Source organism: Castellaniella sp. S9, assembly GCF_027257175.1.
Taxonomy (GTDB): domain Bacteria; phylum Pseudomonadota; class Gammaproteobacteria; order Burkholderiales; family Burkholderiaceae_B; genus Castellaniella.
This window is the reverse complement of the sequence record NZ_JAPFGD010000005.1, coordinates 320,050-341,775: the sequence shown is the minus strand read 5'-3', so window position 1 is coordinate 341,775 and position 21,726 is coordinate 320,050. Positions and strand designations below refer to the sequence as shown.

The 21,726-nt window shown below is 60.7% G+C and carries 17 protein-coding genes; 11 read left to right on the top strand and 6 right to left on the bottom strand.

Features of this window, described 5'->3' with window-relative positions; translation table 11 throughout:
* Window positions 1-14 precede the first annotated feature (14 nt).
* The 3 genes from OOZ48_RS10660 to OOZ48_RS10650 all read right to left on the bottom strand — a co-directional run bounded on the left by OOZ48_RS10660 (window position 15) and on the right by OOZ48_RS10650 (window position 3,976).
* A complete protein-coding gene (locus OOZ48_RS10660) occupies window positions 15-1,748 on the bottom strand; it encodes an FAD-dependent oxidoreductase (RefSeq protein WP_269498110.1) in 1,734 nt (577 codons plus the stop codon).
* 179 nt (window positions 1,749-1,927) lie between these two features.
* Entirely contained in the window at window positions 1,928-3,097 is a 1,170-nt protein-coding gene (locus OOZ48_RS10655; protein WP_269498109.1) for a vWA domain-containing protein, read from the bottom strand.
* A gap of 15 nt (window positions 3,098-3,112) precedes the next feature.
* A complete protein-coding gene (locus OOZ48_RS10650) occupies window positions 3,113-3,976 on the bottom strand; it encodes an AAA family ATPase (RefSeq protein ID WP_269498107.1) in 864 nt (287 codons plus the stop codon).
* A gap of 234 nt (window positions 3,977-4,210) precedes the next feature.
* On the opposite strand from OOZ48_RS10650, the gene OOZ48_RS10645 reads away from it, so the two are divergent.
* Window positions 4,211-4,567: a c-type cytochrome gene (locus OOZ48_RS10645; protein WP_269498105.1), complete on the top strand. Its 357-nt coding sequence runs from the start codon at window positions 4,211-4,213 to the stop codon at window positions 4,565-4,567.
* Between the two features lie 16 nt (window positions 4,568-4,583).
* Window positions 4,584-4,943 (top strand): c-type cytochrome, encoded by a 360-nt coding sequence (locus tag OOZ48_RS10640; RefSeq protein WP_269498103.1) that lies wholly within the window; start codon window positions 4,584-4,586, stop codon window positions 4,941-4,943.
* Between the two features lie 71 nt (window positions 4,944-5,014).
* On the opposite strand, the gene OOZ48_RS10635 is transcribed toward OOZ48_RS10640, so the two are convergent.
* Window positions 5,015-5,446, bottom strand: a complete 432-nt coding sequence (locus OOZ48_RS10635; RefSeq protein ID WP_269498200.1) for a DUF1841 family protein — start codon at window positions 5,444-5,446, stop codon at window positions 5,015-5,017.
* Window positions 5,447-5,624: 178 nt separating this feature from the next.
* Between OOZ48_RS10635 and icd the strand changes: the two genes are divergently transcribed.
* Both icd and OOZ48_RS10625 read left to right on the top strand, forming a co-directional pair.
* Window positions 5,625-6,881, top strand: coding sequence for an NADP-dependent isocitrate dehydrogenase (gene icd / locus OOZ48_RS10630; protein ID WP_269498101.1), 1,257 nt, complete (start codon window positions 5,625-5,627; stop codon window positions 6,879-6,881).
* Between the two features lie 172 nt (window positions 6,882-7,053).
* A complete protein-coding gene (locus OOZ48_RS10625; RefSeq protein ID WP_269498100.1) occupies window positions 7,054-8,265 on the top strand; it encodes a tyrosine-type recombinase/integrase in 1,212 nt (403 codons plus the stop codon).
* Here OOZ48_RS10625 and OOZ48_RS10620 read toward each other — a convergent pair.
* Together OOZ48_RS10620 and OOZ48_RS10615 are read right to left on the bottom strand one after the other, a co-directional pair.
* Window positions 8,250-8,498 carry a helix-turn-helix transcriptional regulator gene (locus OOZ48_RS10620; protein ID WP_269498098.1) on the bottom strand — a complete coding sequence of 83 codons (249 nt, stop codon included), beginning with the start codon at window positions 8,496-8,498 and terminating at the stop codon, window positions 8,250-8,252. The genes OOZ48_RS10625 and OOZ48_RS10620 overlap by 16 nt on opposite strands.
* A 102-nt stretch (window positions 8,499-8,600) precedes the next feature.
* A complete protein-coding gene (locus OOZ48_RS10615; RefSeq protein WP_269498096.1) occupies window positions 8,601-8,825 on the bottom strand; it encodes a helix-turn-helix transcriptional regulator in 225 nt (74 codons plus the stop codon).
* A gap of 899 nt (window positions 8,826-9,724) precedes the next feature.
* On the opposite strand from OOZ48_RS10615, the gene OOZ48_RS10610 reads away from it, so the two are divergent.
* From OOZ48_RS10610 to OOZ48_RS10580, 7 genes are all read left to right on the top strand, one after another.
* Window positions 9,725-9,961, top strand: a complete 237-nt coding sequence (locus tag OOZ48_RS10610) for a transcriptional regulator (protein ID WP_269498094.1) — start codon at window positions 9,725-9,727, stop codon at window positions 9,959-9,961.
* Between the two features lie 121 nt (window positions 9,962-10,082).
* Complete coding sequence (locus OOZ48_RS10605; protein WP_269498092.1) at window positions 10,083-10,280, top strand: hypothetical protein; 198 nt, start codon at window positions 10,083-10,085, stop codon at window positions 10,278-10,280.
* Window positions 10,277-13,402 (top strand): anti-phage-associated DUF499 domain-containing protein, encoded by a 3,126-nt coding sequence (locus tag OOZ48_RS10600; protein WP_269498091.1) that lies wholly within the window; start codon window positions 10,277-10,279, stop codon window positions 13,400-13,402. The genes OOZ48_RS10605 and OOZ48_RS10600 overlap by 4 nt, the downstream gene beginning before the upstream one ends.
* A gap of 2 nt (window positions 13,403-13,404) precedes the next feature.
* Complete coding sequence (locus tag OOZ48_RS10595) at window positions 13,405-14,028, top strand: anti-phage-associated DUF3780 domain-containing protein (protein WP_269498090.1); 624 nt, start codon at window positions 13,405-13,407, stop codon at window positions 14,026-14,028.
* Window positions 14,028-15,950, top strand: coding sequence for an ATP-binding protein (locus OOZ48_RS10590; RefSeq protein ID WP_269498088.1), 1,923 nt, complete (start codon window positions 14,028-14,030; stop codon window positions 15,948-15,950). Before OOZ48_RS10595 ends, OOZ48_RS10590 begins: the two co-directional genes overlap by 1 nt.
* 10 nt (window positions 15,951-15,960) lie before the next feature.
* Window positions 15,961-18,945 (top strand): anti-phage-associated DUF1156 domain-containing protein, encoded by a 2,985-nt coding sequence (locus OOZ48_RS10585; RefSeq protein WP_269498085.1) that lies wholly within the window; start codon window positions 15,961-15,963, stop codon window positions 18,943-18,945.
* An 11-nt stretch (window positions 18,946-18,956) separates the two neighbouring features.
* Entirely contained in the window at window positions 18,957-21,710 is a 2,754-nt protein-coding gene (locus OOZ48_RS10580; protein ID WP_269498084.1) for a phospholipase D-like domain-containing anti-phage protein, read from the top strand.
* Window positions 21,711-21,726: the final 16 nt, after the last annotated feature.

Genomic DNA, 21,726 nt, shown 5'->3' with positions numbered 1-21,726 from the left:
GGATGGCGTGCCGGCTACCTTGCCAGATCGATGTTCGCGGCGTGCCGCGCCGCCACATAGCCGAAAGTCATGGCAGGGCCCAGCTGCGCCCCGGCGCCCGGGTATTCCCCGCCAAAGGGGGAATGCATGTCCGCGCCGCAGGCGTACAGGCCCGCGATGGGCCGGCCGTCGCCGCCCAGGACGCGCGCATCCGCATCGGTGCGCAAGCCCAGGCTGGTGGCCAGCGGGGTGGGGTAGACGCGCACGGCATAGAACGGCGGCGTGGCGATGGGCCCCAGGCAGGGATTGGGCTGGTGCGCGCTGTCGCCGTTGTTGCGGTCGTACAGGCTCTCGCCCTTGTGAAAGTCCGGGTCCTTGCCGGTGGCGGCATACTCGTTGACGGCCGCCACCGTGCGGGCGAGGCCGGCGGGATCGATGCCCGCCTGCTGGGCGAGGTCGGCCAGCGTCGCGCCGGCCAGCAGGTAGCCGCCGCGGATGTGGCGGCGCAGGGCCATCGAGTGCGGCCAGACCATGCCCAGCCCGTATTTCCATAGAAAGCGCCGGTCGCAGACCAGCAAGGCGGGAATCGAGGGATCGTCCGGGTGCGCGGCGTACATGCCTCGCGTGAACTCATGATAGGACGCCGCCTCGTTGACGAAGCGCCGGCCGGCGGCATTGACCGCGATCAGGCCGGGCTTGGCGCGGTCCAGGACGATGTGCGGGTAGACGGCGGTCGATCCATCGCGCCGCGTCGCGATGGAGCTGGGGAACCACAGCGCGTTGTCGCCCGTGGGCTGCCCGAGGGCGGCGCCGGCCTCCAGGCCGAGACGGATGGTCTCGCCGGTACAGGCCTCGCAGGCCGCCGTGTACCGTGGGGTGGGCGAGGGCAGGTGGCGTTCGCGCCACCCCTGGTCGGCCGGGAAGCCCCCGCCGGCCAGGACCACACCGCGCCGGGCGCGCAGGGTGCGCTTGCCGCCCTGATGGCTGACGACGACGCCGCACACGGCGCCATCGTCGCTGGTGAGCAGCTGCGACACCCGTGCCTCTAAAAGAATATCCACGCCATGATCCAGCAGGCCCTTGTAGAGCCGCGCCGCCAGTGCGTTGCCCAGGACCAGGCGCGTGCCCCGCCGATAACGCAGACGGTCGGCCAGCAGGCGGCCGGCCAGCGTGGCTCCCAGGCGTACGGCATCCCAGGATGCGGGGCCGCGCAGCAGGCGTGCGGCCTCGCCGCGCGTGACCATCAAGCCCCCGGGCAGCATCAGTTCCCGGATCGGCCAGCGCAGTTGCCGGAAATGGGCGCCCAGCAGGCGGCCGTCGAAAGACAGGGGTTCGAGCGGGCGGCCGCCGGTGGCCGCGCCGGGCAGTTCCTGGCGGTAGTCGGGATGGTGGGGATAGGCCTGGAAGCGCACCTCGCTGCGTGCCTCGAGGTATTCGACCATGCGAGGGCCTTGCGCCACGAAGGCCTCGCGCATCCATCGGTCGGCCCGGTCGCCGACCAGCGCGTCCAGGTAGGTCATGGCTGCCGCGGCATCGTCCCGGACGCCCAGGTCGCGCTGATGGGGGTTATCGGGGATCCAGACCGTGCCCGAGGACGTTGCGGTGGTGCCGCCGACGCAATCCGTGCGCTCGATGAGCACGACCCGCAGTCCCTCGAGCGCACCGACCAGCGCGGCCGTCATGCCGCCGGCGCCGGCGCCCAGGACGATCAGGTCGACGCTATCGGCAGGCGCGCCGGTGGGGTGACTGGGGTCGGGGGTGCCATTCATTGCAATGCCTCGGGGCGTGTGTAGGGCCGGGCCTGCGGCCCGCGCCAGGGGGATGGAACGATTCTAGGGGCGCGGGCGTGGGAATGAAAGCAGGTTTTTTCTCGGGTAGGTATAAGTGGAATGTATAGGGGGCGGCAACCGGTGTGGCCCGGCGCGGCGTAGCCGCGGGGATGGCCGGTTTATTTCGCCAGCAAATGCATGGCCCGCTCCAGGCCCTCGATGCTGATGCCGAACATGCGGTCGTGCATGATCTCGCGCACGATGCCGATCGATTGCCGGTACTGCCAATATCCCGAAGGCTCGGGATTGAGCCATACGGCGCTCGGCCATTGCGTCAGGAGGCGCTGCAGCCATGCGGCGCCGGTCTCGCGGTTGTGGTGCTCCACCGAGCCGCCGGGGTACAGCAGTTCGTAGGGGCTCATCGAGGCGTCGCCCACCAGGATGAGGCGCCAGTCGGCGTTGTGGCTGCGGATCAGGTCCAGGGTGTCGACGCGCTGCTCGCGGCGCCGGTTGTCGCGCCAGACGGTCTCGTACGGGCAGTTGTGGAAATAATAGACCTCGAGGTGGCGGAATTCGCTGCGGGCCGCCGAGAACAGCGATTCGATGCGCTCGACGTGTTCGTCCATGCTGCCGCCCACGTCCAGCAGCATCAGCACCTTGACGGTGTTGCGCCGCTCGGGCATCCAGCGCAGGTCCAGCATGCCGCCGCTTTGCGCGGTGCCGTGGATGGTGCCCGGCATGTCGAGCTCCAGCGCCGCGCCTTCGCGGGCAAAGCGGCGCAGGCGCCGCAGCGCGATCTTGAAATTGCGTGTCCCCAGTTCCTGGCGGTCGTCGTAGTCGCGGTACTGGCGCGCCTCCCAGACCTTGACCGCGCTGCGGTTGCCCGCCGAGGGTCCGCCGAGGCGGATGCCTTCAGGGTGATAGCCGCCGTGGCCGAAGGGCGAGGATCCGCCGGTGCCGATCCATTTGCTGCCGCCCGCATGGCGTTCCTTCTGTTCCTCCAGACGCTGCTGGAACAATTCCATCAGCCGGTCCCAGCCGAGCCGCTCGAGGGCGGCCTTTTCCTCGGGCGTCAGGTGTTTGCGGAACGTCTGCAGCAGCCAGTCCAGGGGCACTTCGGGCGCCCCGGCGGCGCGCGCGGCCAGCCCTTGGCTGAAGGCCGCGAAGATCTGGTCGTAGCGGTCGTACAGGGTTTCGTCCTTGACCAGCACCATGCGCGCCAGGTGGTAGAAATCCTCCTGGGTCTGCGGCGCGGCCTGGCTGCGCAGCAGCTCCAGCAGGGTCAGGTACTCCTGGATCGAGACCTGGATGCCGCCGGCGCGCAAGCGGTAGAAGAAATCGATCAGCATGGGGTGGCCCGCGCCTTAGCGCTGGGCGCGGCGGTTCATGGATGCGAGGCGCTGCAGCAGGCCGAGGTCCTGTTCGTTCTTCAGCAGGGCGCCGGCCAGCGGCGGAATGTCGGCATCGCGCAGCGCCGAGGGCGGCACCGACTCGGCCAGCAGCAGGCGCAGCCAGTCCAGGAACTCGGAGGTCGAGGGTTTTTTCTTCAGGCCAGGCGCCTCGCGCAGGCCGAAGAAAGCGTCCAGCGCCGCGCCCAGGATGTCCGCGCGTATGTCGGGGAAGTGGACCGCGACGATCTCGCGCAGCGTATCCGGGTCGGGAAAGGCGATGTAGTGAAAGAAACAGCGGCGCAGGAATGCGTCGGGCAGGTCTTTTTCGTTGTTGGAGGTGATGACGATCAGGGGGCGATGGCGCGCGCGGATGGTCTCGCGGGTCTCGTAGACGTGGAACTCCATCCGGTCCAGTTCGCGCAGCAGGTCGTTCGGAAACTCGATGTCGGCCTTGTCGATCTCGTCGATCAGCACGACGGTGGGCCGCTCGGACTCGAAGGCCTGCCACAGCACGCCTTGCACGATGTAGTTGCGGATGTCGTGCACCGAGGATTCGCCCAGTTGCGAGTCGCGCAGCCGCGACACCGCATCGTATTCGTATAAACCCTGATGCGCCTTGGTCGTGGATTTGATGTGCCATTGCAGCAGGGGCCGGTCCAGGGCTCGCGCCACCTCCTCGGCCAGCAGGGTCTTGCCGGTGCCCGGCTCGCCCTTGACCAGCAGCGGCCGTTGCAGCACAAGGGCGGCGTTGACCGCCATTTTCAGGGCATCCGTGGCGACGTAGCGCTCGGTGCCGTCAAAGCGTTCGGTGGCGGGCGGCTGGGGATTCGTGCTCATGTCGAAGAAGATTTCCCGGCGCCGGCGCGCGGCCGGCTGCTATAAGGTTCAAAGTTTCAGGACTGCATGCTTGGTTGCAATTATCGTACAATCATCAGGCCGCATCGGTCATGTGGGTTTCCAACCGATCGCATTTTCCGCAGCCTGGCCGCCCCAAGGTAGAAAGTCGGCCCCTTTAGGGGCAGCACGCGGAGGGCGCGGCGTGGGGCCTTTTTTAGCTAACAAAGAGACAATATGAAGTTGCGAATACAAATCGAGCGCTGCCTGGGCCCCCTGGCGATCGCGGCATCCTGTTTGTTTGCAGGGCAGGCCGTGGCGGCGGATGCCGCGCCGGTGACGGGCGATGCGCAGGCGGCAAAGGACAAGATTTCGATGTGCATCGGTTGCCACGGGATCCCCGGCTACAAGGCCGCCTATCCCGAGCTCTACCACGTGCCGATGATTGCCGGGCAGAACGCCGCCTACATCGTCGCGGCGCTCAAGGAATACGCCAGCGGCGCACGCTCGTTCGCCACGATGGAGGCCATCGCCCGGACCCTGTCCGAGCAGGACATGGCCGACGTGGCCGCCTATTATTCCAGCCTCAAATAATAAAGCCGGGGACCTCATGAAGAAATTGACGATCGCCTTGCTCGGCTCCCTTGCCTTTGTCGCTGCCGGCGCACAGGCCGCGGATCTGGCCGCCGGCCAGGCTGCCTTCCAGAAATTCACCTGCGCCTCCTGTCACGGCGAGGATGCCAAGACATCCATGATGCCAGAATACCCGATCCTCGCGGGACAGCACGCCGACTACCTGGCCCACGCCCTCACGGCCTACCAGCGCGGCCAGGCCGGAGCGCCCGTGTCGGCCAATGTGCGCAAGAACCCGATCATGGGCGCCATGGCGGCCCAGCTCTCGCCCACGGACATCGAAAATATCTCGGCCTGGCTGGCCAGCCTGCCGTCCCCGTTGGCGATCCGCAAGTAATCCGCCACGCATTCCGGTGGGCCCCTGAACCAGCGGATCCACCGGAAACACACCCTTCACAAGGCTGAAAACTACGGATCCTGCGTCGCGCGGCGCCGGATCAGGTCCAGGTATCGGTCATTGTCCAGCGGCACGCCCATGCGTTGGGCCTCCCAGACCACCTCGCCCAAAGCCTCCATGACCACGTGCGCGGCCTCGTGCTCGTCGCGGGTGCCCAGCAAGGCGCGCCACGCCGCACGGATGCCCGGCGGATGGTCGATCGAGACCTGCTCGGCGATCGCCAAGTGCATGGACAGGTGCAGGAAGGGGTTGGTGCGACCCGCCTCGACCGGATAGTCGCGCGCGGCGGCCTCGGGATCCTCGAGGTCGGCGTGGTATTCCGGGTGCAGACGGATCAGGTCCGCCGCCATGGTCTCCAGCGGCGTCAGGACGGCGCCGGCGCGTTCCTTGCGCCAGGCCTCGGTGAAAAATTCGCGGACTTGCTCGCGGGTGGGGTTGAACATGGCTGCCTGCTTGCGTGTTTCGACCATTTTACCGCCTTGCGGCGCCGCCCACGGCCGGCCTGAACGGTAGAATAAGGGGTTCGCGCGCCTCAATCCCGCGCGTTTGGGCTAAACTCTTATATAAGACTAAAATCCCCCCTTTCGTCATCATCCTCCCCCAGAGCAAACTGGAGCTTCCATGTCCTATCAACACATCAAGGTCCCGACCAGCGGCCAAAAGATCACGGTCAACGCCGATTCCTCGTTGAACATCCCCGACCAGCCGATCATCCCCTACATCGAAGGCGACGGCACGGGCCTGGACATCACGCCCGTCATGCTCAAGGTCGTCGACGCTGCGGTCGCCAAGGCTTACAACGGCCAGCGCAAGATCCACTGGATGGAAGTCTACGCCGGTGAAAAATCCACCAAGATCTACGGCCCCGACGTCTGGCTGCCCCAGGAAACCCTGGAGGCCGTGCGCGACTACGTGGTGTCGATCAAAGGCCCCTTGACCACCCCGGTGGGCGGCGGCATCCGGTCCCTGAACGTGGCCCTGCGCCAGGAACTCGACCTGTACGTCTGCCTGCGCCCGGTGCGCTACTTCAAGGGCGTGCCCTCGCCGGTGCGCGAGCCCGAAAAGACCGACATGGTGATCTTCCGCGAGAACTCCGAGGACATCTACGCCGGCATCGAATTCGAGGCCGAATCCGAGCAGGCCCGCCAGATCATCGAATTCCTGCAGGACAAGCTCGGCGTCAACAAAATCCGCTTTCCGGCGACCTCCGGCATCGGCGTCAAGCCCGTGTCGCGCGAGGGCACCCAGCGCCTGGTGCGCAAGGCGATCCAGTACGCCATCGACAACGACCGCCCGACCGTGACCCTGGTCCACAAGGGCAACATCATGAAGTTCACCGAGGGCGGCTTCCGCGATTGGGGCTACGAACTGGCCCAGCAGGAATTCGGCGCCCAGTTGATCGACGGCGGCCCGTGGTGCAAGTTCAAGAATCCCAAGACCGGCCGCGACATCGTGGTCAAGGACGTCATCGCCGACGCCTTCCTGCAGCAGATCCTGCTGCGCCCGGCCGAATACGACGTCATCGCGACGCTGAACCTCAACGGCGACTATGTCTCCGACGCCCTGGCGGCCCAGGTCGGCGGCATCGGCATCGCCCCGGGCGCCAACCTGTCCGATTCGGTCGCCATGTTCGAGGCCACCCACGGCACCGCCCCCAAGTACGCCGGCAAGGACTACGTCAATCCCGGTTCGGAAATTCTCTCGGCGGAAATGATGCTGCGCCACATGGGCTGGACCGAGGCGGCCGACCTCATCATCAGCAGCATGGAAAAGGCCATCCTGTCCAAGAAAGTCACCTACGACTTCGCCCGCCTCATGGAAGGCGCGACCCAGGTGTCCTGCTCGGGCTTTGGGCAGGTGATGATCGACAATATGTAATCGGTTTTTGATCGATTCATCGAAGTCCAGAAAGGCCCCGCTTTCATAGGAGAGCGGGGCTTTTTAGTGTCCGGTAGGGTATGGCTAAATCCGGGGCCATCGCATGAGTTTGGGGCCATATTTTGGGGCCATATTTGCTATCATGGCCCCAAAATTTCAGGATCATGGCCCCATGTCTCGTGCTTTTGCCTATGCGCTGCGCCCCGTCGTCATCAATGCCGCCAAACCCAAGGACAAGCCCTATGCCTTGACGGATGGCGGTGGGCTGTATCTGGAAGTATTGCCTACGGGTACGAAGGTCTGGCGCTACAAGTTTCATTTCGAGGGTCGTCGGGACAAGATCACCATCGGGCGTTACCCGACGGTTTCGTTAAAGGACGCTCGACAGGTTCATGCTGAATTGATGGACAAAGTGCTGAAGGGCGAGAACCCCAAGGCAGGCCGACAGAATCGGCCCGGGAGCAGCGGTGATGCCCCTGATCAGCTGACGTTCGAGACCTATGCCAGGAAATGGGTCGAAGAAACCCTGTTCTATCGTTCTGCCACCTACCGGGCGCAGCAACTGCGCTGGCTGGAAAGCCATGTATTCCCGACGATAGGTGGCCGCCCGCTGGCTGCTGTGGCACCCCGTGAGGTGCTGGATGTTCTGGAGCCTTTACGTACCACTGCCGTTACCGCCGAAGGCGTGCGGTCGCTGATTCAGCGCATCTACAACTACGCGATCCGCAATCTGATGGCTGACTCAAACCCGGCGCTGATGGTGCGTGGTGCGATCAGCGTGCCCAAGCGCACCCACCACAAGCATCTGCTGGAGGCGGAAGTCAGTCGGCTCTGGCGACAGATCCCGCGCCAAGGTGCCCATTTCACGACCCTGGTGGCCGCGCAGATGCTGTTCTATACCATGGTTCGTAAAAGCGAGCTGATCCGCAGCCATTGGGCAGAATTCGATCTGACGACCGGAATCTGGGATATCCCCGCCGAACGCATGAAGATGCGCAAGCGTCATCGGGTTTATCTGCCCCGTCAGGCCGTGGCCTTGCTGCAGGCATTGCAGCCCATGACAGGTCACCAGGATTACGTCTTTCCGACTATCTATACCAGCAGTGGCCGTGTGGCCCCCATGGGTGAAGCCAGTCTGAACCACTTCTTCAAACGGATCGATTTCGGTGTTCAAGGGTTTGCACCCCATGGCGTTCGTGGCACAGCGGCTACGCTGCTGCGGGAGCATGGCATCCGATCCGAGGTGGTTGAGCTGTTGCTGTCTCATGCCCCCAGGGGGCAGGTGGAGGCCGCATACAACCATGCAGAGCTGGGCCAGGAGCGCCGAGAGGCTTTGCAGTTCCTGGCGGATCATCTGGACCGGCTGGCTCAGCGGCCAGACTGAGCTTTTGCCATTGCCTGGATATCGGATAGACGCCACACGACGGTGCGGCCGCCGATCCGCATACCCGGTGGTGCGATCCCTTGCTTGACCCATTCGTACCAGGTGGATCGGCTGATCGGCAGAATGCCTGGCTGACCGGTCTTGGGGTTGCGGCAGATATCGGGCACGCGGACCAGAGTGTTGGAGGCGAAGAGTGGCCGGGTGTTTGCGGGAATGTGCGGCGGTGTGTCCATGGAACGATCCTTCTGTCATGCGTGGGTGGCTGCGAATGGGTAGGGATTGCAACCAGTGCTTTGCGGAGGCGCAATGCAGCGCCTGAGTGGGCTGATGCCGTTTCAGGCAGCCTTGCTGCGCTCGATCAGCGCATGCAGGCTGGCCGCCGTGATGCGGCTGGAGCGCTTGCCGATCTTGATGAGTTCCAGCTCGCCTTCATTGACCAGCCGATAGATGGTGGAGCGCGATACGCCCAGCTTGCGTTCTGCCACGCCGATGCGATAGAGCAAGGTGGTGCCGGTGGGCGGTTGGGGGAATTGAGCAGTCAATGTGCTTGTCATCGTCATGAGTCGATCCTTCTGGATTGCTGGTGAACGTGCCAGGCTGGGCGGTAGGTATGGATTGTGTGGCTTTGGTAGATGCCCGGAGGGACATCGGCCAAAGCGGGCTCGCCGGAGCCCTGGGGGCCGACCCGCCAAGATGCCGCGATGGGGGTCGGGTGCTTGGATCATCTCCGGCAGGGCCAGACGCTGGCCCGCCGGTGGCGGTTCGTCTGGGTGCTGGGGACTGCGGTCTTTCCCGCTGTCGTCAAAGGATTACGTCGCCATCCCTGATGCTGGGCATTCGGATGAATGCACCGGGCGCTTCCTGCGAAGGGAAGTCCCCGCCGCACGCAGCCATCCACGCCCCACGCGAGGGGCTGGCTGCGATTGGCGGATTTCATCGGTTTTGCTTCAACCCCGATGCCTGACAGGTTGCTGCGCAATCGCGTGCCGCGTGATCGGGCAGGGCGCAGTATTCATCGCTTGTTTCTTGTTAAAGAGCTGGTCTGCGTGAAGCAGTTAATGCCATTGTCAGCAATCTGCTAAGTTCTGTCAATAGGCAATCAGCTGATTGATTTTCTAAGCGATTCAAGGTTCTACTGAGGGGTGATTGAGCTTAGCGGCTACCTGCGCGAGCTGGAGATACGGAGCTGGGACAAATTGTTTGTGCCTGTGACTATCCCATGCTCAGGTGATGGTTATAAAATCGCCAATCTCCCTAGGGGGGTCGAAAAAAAGTTTGGTTCAGGCCGGTTCAGCTTGTTTCATGCGATAGGCACCGCGTTTTGACTAGCCGTTACAATTTGGCTGGCTGTAGATGAACCTTCATGCCGCAAAACAGCACAAAACAACAACGCCCCGTCACATCCAAATAACGGATTTATCTTATAAAATCCATACTATTAGTATGGTTATGGAAGCATATGGCCGATTTTCAACCTGTTCGAGATGCCTGTGAAGTCATGGGCGGAATGACCCCGTTGGCCAAGAAGCTGGGGTTGCCTGTACAGGTGGTCAGCAGCTGGGCAGCAGGGACGCGTCCGGTGCCCATTATTCGCTGCGTGGAGATCGAGGAACTGACAGGGGGGGAAGTCACCCGCAAGCAACTGCGGCCCGATGACTGGTGGCAGATTTGGCCGGAATTGCGGGGGGAAGACTGACTAAGCGGCCTTTCAGCAGAAAGTAGTAATTGATGGCTGCTTGCCATCGACGTGATTTTATTGTCACAGCCGATCCAATACTGTAAAGTGCAGTACATTTTCAGTGGTTGCCGGAGAGGCTATGAGCAATACCAAGACCGCTACGCTCACGTTTCGTGTCGATCCTGGGCTCAAGAACGGGCTGCGTATGGCTGCAGACCAAGAGCATCGATCTCTTTCCAATATGGTGGAGTTCCTGATTCGCGACTATTGCGAGCGTAAGGGGATCCCGGTCTCGCCCTCCGAAGAAGTCAAGAACAACAACGGAGTGCGGTCATGATCAGGACAGTCAAACAGGCCTGCCGATTCAATCCCATCATTCGTGATTACCGGATGAGTCAGGCGATTGAAAACCTCGCGGATCTCATCAACGATGCAGGCGATGGTCGCGAATTTTTCTCGCGCAACTTTGTCACCCACGGTATGGAACAGCTGTTCCGCGAAGGGTTGCTGCGCCTGTCCGGGAAATCCGACCAGGGGGTCTTCGAACTGACTCAGGCCATGGGCGGCGGTAAGACGCACATGATGATTGCGCTGGGGTTGTTGGCCCGACATACCCATCTCCGCAATGAAGTCCTGCCCACTGATCTGGCGTCACGACTTGAGTTTGGTCAGGCGCGCATTGCCGCCTTCAATGGCCGCAATAATCCGGACAATTATGTCTGGGGTGACATCGCCACCCAACTGGGCGAAGCAGAAGCCATCCGGCCCTATTGGGCCAATGGCCCCAAGGCGGTGGACCAGCGTCAGTGGAAAGCCATTATCGGTGATCAGCCCACTCTGATTCTGCTGGATGAACTACCACCGTATCTGGACAACGCCAGTACGCATAAACTGGGAGATGGCACGCTGGCCAACATGGTGGTCTACAGCCTGTCCAGTTTGATGAGTGCGGCCCTGGAACTGCCGAACTGTGCCATTGTGATTGCCAACCTGTCGGGCAGCTACAAGTCTCAGACCAAGGCGTTGACGGATGCGATCTCGAATCTGCAGCAGGAAACCCGTCGTCAGGCGATGACGATCACACCGGTGCAGCTGGCAGGCAATGAAATCTACGAAATCCTGAAAAAGCGCCTGATCGACGAACTGCCGGACGAGCGCACGATTTCCGAAGTGGCTGAGGAGTACGCACAGCAGGTTAAGAGGGCCGAAGATGGTGGTTACATCATTGCCAGTAGCATCGAGCAGATTGCCGAGCAGGTCAGGGAGACCTATCCCTTTCACCCCTCATTCAAGCACCTGGTGGCACTGTTCAAGGAAAACGAAGGGTTCCGCCAGACACGGGGGCTGATGCAGTTCACCGCCCGCCTGCTGAAAAGCGTGGACGAACGTGCGGCCGATGACGTTTTCCTGATCGGCACCCAGCATCTGAATCTGAACGATGACCAGGTCAAGGACGAGATCGAGCGTATTGCGCCAAAGCTGATGCCGGCGGTGACGCGCGACATTGCCGATGCAGGCAACGCCATTGCAGAACGCATTGATCTGGACCTGGCCAGCGACGCGGCACAACAATTGATGACGATCTTGCTGTCGTCCAGTCTATCGAGGGCCGTTGGTGGGCGTATTGGCTTGTCGGAAAGCGAGCTGATCGAATTTCTGGCGGCCCCGCAGCGCAAGCCAGACGAGTTCCTGCATGCCTTGCAGCAGTTGCGTGAATCTGCCTGGTACCTGCACCGTGAAGAGCAGCGTTTCTTCATCAAGGAAACGGAGAATCTTTCACGGCAGATCGAACGCAACGCTAAAGAAGTTCCCCAGCCCAAGGTGGATCAGGCGCTGATCAATCGCCTGACCGGGGTGCTGTCACCCAATAGCCGCATCGCCTATCAGGATGTACAGGTCTTGCCACGGTTTGAAGATTTGCGGCTGGGCGGCCCGCGCACGCTGATTGTCGTCAAGCCTGATGGCAAGGTGCCTCCCAGCGAGCTGCAGAATTTCTTTGATTATCAACAGGAAAAAAACAATCTGCTGGTCCTGACTGGGCAGGACAGCCTGATGGCGGATGCTGTAGAGGAACGGCTGCGCGAACTGTATGCGATCGAACAGATTTCCAAACGCTTGAAATCCGGCGATACCCTGTACGAAGAAGCGCGTGACCGCCTGGAAGAAGCTGAAGGCCGCTTTGGCAAGGCCCTGTCCGCCGCCTACAACTGCCTGTATGTGCCCATGAATGACGCGACTGACGGGCGCGACGTGCTGGGCAAGGTCAGCATCGATCAGGGACTCAAGCTGGGGCAGGGGGACCAGTCTGCTGAGGCGCAGATTGAAGCGCTGCTGGCCAGCCCACGGGCCGACTATAAACTGATTGCCGCGCTGGGCAGAGACAATTTTGATGAGTGTTTTGCCTTGGCAGAGACCTACCTGTGGCCCTCGGGCAGGGATAATCGGCGTACCCCCTGGAAGGACGTGGCCGCGCGTGCCAAATGCTCGCCCATCTGGCCCTGGATGCCGGGGGCCGGTGGCCTGGATGCGCTCAAGGCCGAGGCGCTGAAACAAGGCCGTTGGCGTTTGGGTGAGGATGGCTATGTTGAGAAGGGGCCGTTCCCCAAAGACAAGGCCACTGTCAACGTGTCGGTGATCAATGTCCGGCAAGAGACAGGTGAGACCGTCCTGTCCCTGACCCCGCGTCATGCAGGGGACAGCCCTGCCGTCTATTGGTCTACGCGCCCCGACGTGTCCGAGCAGGATCAGCGGGTGGATGATCTGGATAATTTCAGCACGGGTGAAGGCACCGTGTACTTTGTCGTACGTGAGCCGACGGGGCAGTACGAGAGTGGTCCCGCCACACGTTGGCTGGCTGACCTGAAGATCCGCCACCAGGTCGAACCCATTGCGGATAAGCGCAAGGTGACCTTGGCGGTGACGCCCCATGCAGAGATTTTTTACACCCTGGACGGATCCAATCCCAAGGACGGCATCCGCTATGAAGCACCGTTCGAGATTGGCTCGGCCAGTTGCCGTCTGCTGGTGTTTGCACAGGCAGGTGAGGCCAACAAGACAGCGGATTTTCCGATCCCCGCCAGTGGTGACAAGACGGTCCAGGTTGTGGATACCGCACCCGCCCGCCTGCAGGGCAAACGTATTTCATTGGATACGACCGAACGTGTCTTTGGTGTCATCAACCGCTTTCGCGATCAATCCGGTGCCCGCTTCAAGGGCGTGCGCGTTGAAATTGGTGAGGGCGAGAACACGGTCAGCATCCGCTTTCAAGAACGTGAAGTCACGGCCGCCATCATCGAGGGCGTGGTCAATAAGCTGCGCGAACTCTTGGGTGAACCGGATGCCTTGGTCAACGTGATGGTTGCCGACGGCATTCAGTTCGATACGGGCTTTGACCTGAAAGAGTTTGCCCGTCTGGCTGGCGTCGAACTGAAGCCGGGTGATGTCAGTCAGGAGCAGTAATCGTGGTAAAGACTGCAGGCAAGACCAAACCCCAGGCGCGTGAGCCCATCCCGCACACGTTGGGCTTTGGTGTGCCTGCCACATCGGATCCTCATCACTTCAGGGTGGTCATCCCCAAGGCCAATTCTGCCAAGGTGCAAATCAGTGAATACCTGGGGCTGCAGGCAGCCAGCCAGGATGCGGCAGTCATAGACCGAGTGTTGCTGGACCGCCCCCGCTGGACGGCGATCCGCGCCGAAGTGCAGCGAGCCTTCAATGCCCGCCTGGCCGCCCATGGCCTGAAAACGGCCACCTGGCGGGTGGGTGATAACCCGGTGGATCGTCTGCTGGGCAAGGAACTCTGCGTTCTGGCTTGGGCTGTCGAGCAGATGGACCCGGACAAGATCCCGGTCGCAGTCCGCAACTGGTTGGCCCTGCGCCCCGAAGAGCGTTGGTGGCTGTTTGGTATGACCGCCATGAGTACCGGCGGTTTGGCTGATGCGGACAGAGGCTGGCGTGCCGCCCTGAAGCACGCCTTGGGCGATGTAGCGCAAAGCGAGCTGCTGGCCCCCAGAGCCCGCAAGGGCAGCCGCAGTCAGACGGAGTCAGTACAGTCCAGCCTGGGGCTGTTCGGCGAGGACGTCTGATGGATGCACAAAGCCTTTTTGATCAGCTTCAGCTGCTGGATGAGTCGGAGCGCGTCGAAGCCAAGACCGCTACCAAGATCGGCACATCGGTGCTGGAGACCGTGTGCGCTTTCGCCAATGAGCCGGGTTTGGGCGGGGGCTGGCTACTGTTGGGGGTCGAGCAAGATGAATCTGCGCGCTTTCCAGCCTATCGGGTCAGAGGGATGGCCGACCCGGACAAGCAGGCCAGCGACCTGGCCACGCAAGCCCGTACCGTTTTCAATACCGCGATTCGTCTGGATATTCGCCCGGAGATCCTGGACGGCAAGACCGTCCTGGTGGTGTTTGTGCCGGAGATCAACTCAGCGGACAAGCCCGTTTATTTCAAGGCCCAAGGTTTGCCCAAAGGGGCATTCCGGCGGATTGGCAGTACAGACCAGCGCTGCACAGAGGATGACCTGGCCCTCTTTTTTGAAGGCCGCAAGCACGAAAGCTTTGATGCCAGCATCGTCCCGGATGCGATGGTAGAGGATCTGGCACCAGAGGCCATCACAGTTTTTCGCACCGCCCGCGAACGCATCAGCCCGACTGCCGAAGAGCTGCATTGGAATGATGATGAACTGCTGCAATCGCTGGGGGCGCTGCGCCGTGATGATGCGGGGGCCTGGCAGCCGACGGTCGCCGGGCTGATCTTGTTCGGCAAGCAGGTTACGTTGCGCCGCGTGTTTCCCATGACGCGGGTCGATTACATTCGCGTGCCGGGCCGTGAATGGGTGCCCGACCCCGACCATCGGTTCGATACCCTGGAACTGCGGGATTCCTTGCCCCGCTTGGTCCGCCGAGCCCAAGCCGCGATTATGGACGACCTGCCCAAGGCCTTTGGCTTGGCAGAAGGCGAGATTCAGCGGCAGGACCGGCCCTTCATGCCGGATCGTGTCATTCGGGAAGCCGTCGTCAATGCCCTGGTGCATCGCAGCTATCGCTCGCACGCGCCCGTGCAGATCATCCGCTACAGCAACCGTCTGGAGATCCGCAATCCGGGCTTTTCGCTGAAGGCCCTAGAGCATCTGGGTGAGCCTGGGTCCGTGCCGCGCAATCCGAAAATTGCTGCCGCCATGTATGACGCGGGCTTTGCTGAGACCAAAGGCAGCGGCATTCGTGTCATGCGCGACTTGTGTCGGGAAGCGGGCCTGGTCCCACCGCTGTTCGAGTCCGATCGTGGACAGGATCAATTTGTTTTGCGGCTTTTCTTCCATCATTTTCTTGGGGAAGCCGACCTGGCCTGGCTGGCCCGATTCAAACGCCTGCATTTATCTGACGATGAAGCGCGGGCGCTGATTGTGGCGCGTGAGAGTGGCGCCCTGGACAATGCCAGCTACCGTGAGCTCAATCGGGTGGATACGCTGACCGCCAGTCAGGCGCTCAAGCGACTGCGGGATGCCGGGCTTCTGGAGCAAAAGGGGCGTGGTTCGGCTACCTGGTATCGGCCGACTGCCGAGATGTTGGGTGATGCGCCTCAGGGGAATTCAGCGGCCCCGCATGATGTTCCAGACGGCACAGCACCGTTACCTAGGGACTTGGGCTCCTTATCTAGGGACCTGCCCCTCTTGTCTAGGAACCCTGATGCCTCAGCTGGCCCGCTGAATGCGGCCACTGATACGGCCCGCCAAGCCTTGCTGGCCGCGTTGCCAGGGACTTTGGGGGTGAAGATTGGTGGTCTGGGCAAACGTAGTCCACCGGCAGATGTGAAAAATGTATTGCTGGCGTTGCTGATCCATCAAACCTGGTCCCTGAGTGACTTGGGCGTGCTGTTGGATCGCAATCCTGAGTATTTGCGGCAGAAATACCTGCAACCTTTGTTGAGCAGCGGCCAGATCGCGATGATCCGCCCTGACAAACCGAATGACCCGGACCAGGCCTATCAGGCCGTCCATCAAAAGTGATGACTATCCCATGAGTGCACAGACAGCCCCCGCCCTGGTTCCTTTTGCGTTGAAAGATGCACCTGCACTGATTGAGACGGTGTTTCCAGTACAGAAGGTGTCGTTTGAGGCGCAGAAGGAGCGTAAATCTGGATCTGCACAAACGCTGACATCACTTGCGATGTTTTGGAAGGGACGCAAGCCGCTGATTCTGGTGCGCGCCATTGTGCTGGGCAGCCTATTGCCTGCTACTGAAGATGCTCGGGCGGATCTGGACATTTTTGAAAAATTAATGGCCTTTGACGATGAAGGCTTGGCCCGCCGCGCCTTGGCGGCCAATGCTTTTTCGGCCAGTAAGCTGCCTGAGCTGATTTCGGTGCCCGACCCCGAGGCCTATTTCAGCGGACGGGGTTGGCGGCGCGACCTGACGAGTGACGATAAGTTGGTCCTCTACCGGCAGGCTTTGGCGACATTCGACAGCTATGAAGCCAAGGCAGCGATTGCCAAACGGCCGGAAGAAGTGGATCAGGAATGGCTCTACGCGCCAGTGTGGGCCGCTGTCAACCGACATTATGCGCAGTGGGGCTTGGATGCGCATTCTTTCCCAGAATTGATCGAACAATTGGGCATGCTGCGCTATGGCCATCGGCCGCGCGTGGGCGATACGTTTTCGGGTGGTGGTTCCATCCCCTTCGAGGCGGCGCGTCTGGGTTGCGACGTGTATGCGTCCGATCTGAATCCCATTGCCTGCATGCTGACCTGGGGGGCCTTGAACATCATTGGCGCTTCGCCAGAACGCCGGGCTGAGATCGAAACGGCGCAGCGCCGAGTGGCCAATGCCGTGGACAAGGAAATCACGGCCTTGGGCATCGAGCATGATAAAGAGGGCAATCGAGCCAAAGCCTATTTATATTGCCTAGAGGCTCGTTGCCCAGAAACGGGCTGGCTGGTGCCTTTGGCCCCCAGTTGGGTGATATCTAAGGCCCGTAATGTGGTGGTGCAGCTCAGGCCAGATTTCAAGAATAAGCGCTTTGATATCCGTATCGCTAGTGGCGTGTCTGCAGCTGAGATGAAGGCGGCCGAGCAGGGCACAATTCAGGGTGGCGAGATGATCTACACGTTGGATAACAAAGTCTGGCGTACGCCCATCAAGACCCTGCGGGGTGACTATCGTCAAGAAGATGGTTCAACGGGAAATCGTCTGAGGCACTGGGAAAAAGAAGATTTTAAACCGCACCCTGATGATGTGTTTCAGGAACGGCTCTACGCCATCCAGTGGATCACCAAAGAGACCTTAAACGCGAGCCGGCAGGAAACGTTCTTTGCTGCACCAACAGACGCTGATCTGAAGCGCGAGCAATGCGTAGAAGAAATCGTTGCGAAGAGCCTGATCGAATGGCAGGACGAAGGCTTGATACCGGATATGGCGATTGAACCGGGCGACGAGACGACGCGCCTATTCCGTGAGCGCGGCTGGACGCACTGGCATCATTTGTTTAATGCTCGTGCGTTACTACTGCTCGTGTTGCTAAACAAAAGAAACTCAGAAGACATCTGGCCTGCTTTTAATAGCAGCGCAAACTATGTATCGAAGCTATGCTATTGGGCAACATCAGGTAAGAGGTTCTCAAAGGCGGATCCTTCTCAACAAACCGGTGGTGCGAGTGATAACTCTGTGAGTGTTTTCGTTAGCCAAGCCCTGAATCCATTTTATAGCTATTCACAACGTGCATTTAGCATAGTGAAAGATGAGTTTAGTGGGAAATATCCTTCCGGCAGAGGGAGGGTTGCGTCATCAGTAGTGGTGAAATCAGAGGCCGCTGCCATGGTAAATGCGACTCAGGATATTTGGATCACTGATCCTCCCTATGCTGACGCAGTCAATTATCACGAAATCACCGAATTCTTCATCGCCTGGCTGCGTAAGAACCCACCCAAACCTTTCGATAAATGGATCTGGGACTCGCGTCGTGCACTGGCGATCAAAGGATCGGGCGACGAATTCCGCCACGGGATGGTAGCCGCCTACAAGGCGATGACGGAGTATATGCCCGATAACGGCATGCAGTGCGTCATGTTTACGCACCAGAGCACGACCGTCTGGGGCGATCTGATTGGCATTTTCTGGGCAGCCGGTCTGCAGGTGGTGGCCGCCTGGTATATCGCCACCGAAACCTCGTCAGAGTTGAAAAAAGGGGGCTATGTCCAGGGTACCGTCACCTTGATGCTCAAAAAGCGTCCTGCAGGTGAGCGTGTCGGTTTCAAGCAGCGCCTGTTGCCTGCAGTACGCAAAGAGGTCGAAAAGCAGATCGAAACCATGCTGCACCTGAATGACTCTGTTCGGGATCAGCACGGAGAGCCAGTGTTCAACGATTCTGACCTGCAGATGGCCGGTTACGCAGCTGCTTTGAAGGTCTTGACGGCTTACACCAAAATTGGTGACGAGGATGTCACGACCTTTGCCTTGCGCCCACGCGCAAAGGGTGAAATAACCGTGGTTGATGAAATCGTGCAGCAGGCGGCAGAGACAGCCTCCAATTTATTGGTACCTGAAGGCCTGGCACCGGATGTCTGGCAGCGTTTGTCCGGTATCGAGCGTTTCATGCTGCGCATGATGGACATGGAGACAGCAGGGGCTGCCAAGCTGGACAATTACCAGAATTTTGCCAAGGCATTTCGGGTAGGTGACTATGCCCGCGTGATGGGCAGTATGAAGCCCAATAGTGCCCGTCTGAAGCGGGTGACGGAATTCGCTTCGCGCGATCTGGGTGACACCACGGAATTGGGTGCAACACATCTGGGGCAGCTCATCATCGGCCTGCAGCAGATGCTGAAAGACACCGAGGCGCAGATCGTCGTCGATCAGCTGCGTGCTGACATGGCCGACTTTCTGGAGATCCGGCCACACCTGGTTGAGTTATTGACTTTCATTGAGCACGCCACTCAGGAGCCGGAGGTGCGCAGTGCGGCCGAGGTGCTGGGTGCGCGCCTGAAGAACTTGCGGCTGGGTGATTGAGGCGTGCAGGCATGAGCATCCGACGCTTCTCCTCGCGTACGCATCGTCTGGATGCCAGCTTTCTGATGCCGCATCTGGCTGGTGCCAAGAGCTACAAGCGTATCGCGGGTTATTTCACTAGTTCCTTGTTTGAAGTCTCGGGCGAGGTGCTGGAACAGATCCCCGAGGTCAAGATCGTCTGCAACGTGGATATCCATCCGGATGATCTGAAGGTCGCCCAGTTGCGAGAGAGCAAGATCCTGGGCCGTTGGAACGAGCGCAGCCTGGAAGCAGAAGCCCTGCTGAACCGCGAACGTTACCGGCGTCTGGATGCCTTCCTGGCCCGTCATGGGCAGGCGGTGCGCATTGCCCCGGATGAGGTATGCGGGTTCGTGCACGGAAAGGCGGGCGTGATCACCCTGGCCGATGGCCGACGGCTGGGCTTTATTGGCTCGATGAACGAGACGCGCAACGGCTGGCAGCGCCACTATGAAATCCTCTGGGAGGACGAGTCGCCCGAAGGGGTGGCCTGGGTCGAGGCAGAATTCGACTTTCTCTGGAATGCTGCCAAGCCCTTGCCGCAGGCAGTGATCCGCGAGGTCCACCGGCGCAGCTACCGGCGCGAGATCGAATTTACAGAGGTCGACGACGATGAGGCGCTGGCGCCAGCCGCCTTGGTCGAATCCCCGCTGTACCGCGAGGGCCAGCAACTGCAGCCGTGGCAACAGGGGTTCCTGACAGAATGCCTGCGGCATCAGCGGCTGTATGGCGTGGTGCGGCTGTTGCTGGCTGATGAGGTCGGCCTGGGCAAGACCTTGTCGCTGGCGACGGCTGCTTTGACGCTGTGCCTGCTGGCCGACAAAGAACAAGGCCCCAGGCGGCCGGTCGTGATCTTTGCCCCGGCCACCCTGACCGAGCAGTGGCAAACCGAGATGCTGGACAAGCTGGGCATCCCCACCGCCCGCTGGGATACCGTGGGGAAAGCTTGGCTGGATGCGGATGAACGGGTGATTTCCGCCGCAGGACGTGAGCAGATCGTGCATTGCCCACTGCGTATTGGCATCGTGTCCACCGGCCTGATGATGCGCGATTCGCTGGAAAAGCAGCACTTGCTGGGCATGCGCTTTGGCGTTGTCATTCTGGATGAGGCGCACAAGGCCAGAAGCCGCCAAGGGTTCAGCAGGGATGCAGGAACACCGAATGCGCTACTGGCCTTTATGCGCGAAATTGCTGCCCGTGCGGATCATGTGCTGCTGGGTACGGCGACGCCTATTCAGACAGACCCACGTGATTTATGGGATTTGCTGGGGATCCTGCACCAGGGCCAGGGGCATTTCGTGCTGGGGCATGATATGGCACCCTGGCATCGCCCAGAAGAGGTGCTGGGTATTCTGGCGGGGAGTTCGCGGGTACAGTCTTTGGATCATGCCTGGAGCTTGCTGCGTTCGCCGCTGCCGCGTACCGAGTCCACCACTGAATCTCGTGCACGGCGTCTGTTTTCTGCGATCCGTGAGGATTTGGGACTGCAGAACGGAGAATGGCAGACCAATCGTGCTTTGGCTGACCTCAGCGAAGATACTCGTGAAATCCTGGAAGAGGAACTGGACCGACTGGTTTCTGGAGCCAGCCTGTTTCAGCGTGAGAACCCCATCGTTCGCCATGTCGTATTGCGCAAGCGCCAGCAGCTGGAACAGGCCCGGGATGCATCGGGGCAGCCGTTGTTGACCCCGGTGGGCGTTGCCGTGTATCCCGACCGGTCGTTGGTCAAACAGCCGCGTGCCTTTGATGTTCTATTTGAAGGCAAGGCATTGCGAACCTCAGAAGATTTTCGTGCTGCCTATGATGGTGCCCGTGCTTTCGGCCAGGTGCTGGCCAAGCGTGGCCGAGGCAGCGGCTTCATGAAAAACATGCTGGAGCAGCGAATCTGTTCCAGTATCTATGCCGGGCTTTCGACAGCCCGGCGCCTGGTGCAGGGTGAGTCCGTGCACGATGAGGAGGACGAGCAGGAAGAAGATGTCCAGCTTAAGACCCAGGAGGAGCACGAGGTGCTGGATGCGTTGATCGCCCGACTGGAACGCCTGGATGGTGATCCCAAGATGCAGGCGGTTGTCCACTTCCTGGATGCAGAAGGGTGGCGAGAACTGGGTGTCATCATTTTCAGCCAGTATTACGACACCGCCAAATGGCTGTCTGATGCCTTGGCTGCCCGGTACCCCGATGAGGTTATTGGCCTATACGCCGGAGCAGGGCGTAGCCGTCTCTACCAGGGGGGTGATAGCGTCAGCGCCGAGCGGGAAACGCTCAAGCGAATGGTGGCCGAGCATCAGATTCGTATCATGGTGGCGACTGACGCCGCCTGCGAAGGCCTGAATCTGCAGACTTTGGGCACCCTGATCAACGTGGATCTGCCTTGGAACCCGACAAAGTTGGAACAACGGATTGGCCGAATCAAGCGCTTCGGTCAAACTCGAAAGACCGTGGACATGCTGAATCTGGTGTTTGAACAGACCGTGGATGAAAAGATCTATGGGCGTCTGTCAGAGCGCATGAAAGACCGTTATAACCTGTTTGGGGCTCTTCCGGATACCATCCGCGATGAATGGATCGAGGATATCGAGACCCTGGGGGAGCGATTGGATGAGTATATCAACGCCCAGAAAAACGCCACGGGTTTTGATTTGCGGTACACAGGCACCATGATTCCACCTGAAAAAGACTGGCGAGAATTCACCGATGTGCTGTCGCGGCGAGACCTGGCTACGCTGATGAGTGCGGCGTGGGGGTGATGATAAGATCGTAATC

Bases quoted from the DNA above. Each gene is read 5' to 3' on its own strand.
- OOZ48_RS10640 (WP_269498103.1), top strand. From the start codon at position 4,584: ATGAAGAAATTGACGATCGCCTTGCTCGGCTCCCTTGCCTTTGTCGCT.
- OOZ48_RS10605 (WP_269498092.1), top strand. From the start codon at position 10,083: ATGAGCAATACCAAGACCGCTACGCTCACGTTTCGTGTCGATCCTGGG.
- icd (WP_269498101.1), top strand. From the start codon at position 5,625: ATGTCCTATCAACACATCAAGGTCCCGACCAGCGGCCAAAAGATCACG.
- OOZ48_RS10635 (WP_269498200.1), bottom strand. From the start codon at position 5,446: ATGTTCAACCCCACCCGCGAGCAAGTCCGCGAATTTTTCACCGAGGCC.
- OOZ48_RS10580 (WP_269498084.1), top strand. From the start codon at position 18,957: ATGAGCATCCGACGCTTCTCCTCGCGTACGCATCGTCTGGATGCCAGC.
- OOZ48_RS10660 (WP_269498110.1), bottom strand. From the start codon at position 1,748: ATGAATGGCACCCCCGACCCCAGTCACCCCACCGGCGCGCCTGCCGAT.
- OOZ48_RS10620 (WP_269498098.1), bottom strand. From the start codon at position 8,498: ATGGACACACCGCCGCACATTCCCGCAAACACCCGGCCACTCTTCGCC.
- OOZ48_RS10625 (WP_269498100.1), top strand. From the start codon at position 7,054: ATGTCTCGTGCTTTTGCCTATGCGCTGCGCCCCGTCGTCATCAATGCC.
- OOZ48_RS10600 (WP_269498091.1), top strand. From the start codon at position 10,277: ATGATCAGGACAGTCAAACAGGCCTGCCGATTCAATCCCATCATTCGT.
- OOZ48_RS10590 (WP_269498088.1), top strand. From the start codon at position 14,028: ATGGATGCACAAAGCCTTTTTGATCAGCTTCAGCTGCTGGATGAGTCG.
- OOZ48_RS10615 (WP_269498096.1), bottom strand. From the start codon at position 8,825: ATGACGATGACAAGCACATTGACTGCTCAATTCCCCCAACCGCCCACC.
- OOZ48_RS10655 (WP_269498109.1), bottom strand. From the start codon at position 3,097: ATGCTGATCGATTTCTTCTACCGCTTGCGCGCCGGCGGCATCCAGGTC.
- OOZ48_RS10585 (WP_269498085.1), top strand. From the start codon at position 15,961: ATGAGTGCACAGACAGCCCCCGCCCTGGTTCCTTTTGCGTTGAAAGAT.
- OOZ48_RS10645 (WP_269498105.1), top strand. From the start codon at position 4,211: ATGAAGTTGCGAATACAAATCGAGCGCTGCCTGGGCCCCCTGGCGATC.
- OOZ48_RS10650 (WP_269498107.1), bottom strand. From the start codon at position 3,976: ATGAGCACGAATCCCCAGCCGCCCGCCACCGAACGCTTTGACGGCACC.
- OOZ48_RS10610 (WP_269498094.1), top strand. From the start codon at position 9,725: ATGGCCGATTTTCAACCTGTTCGAGATGCCTGTGAAGTCATGGGCGGA.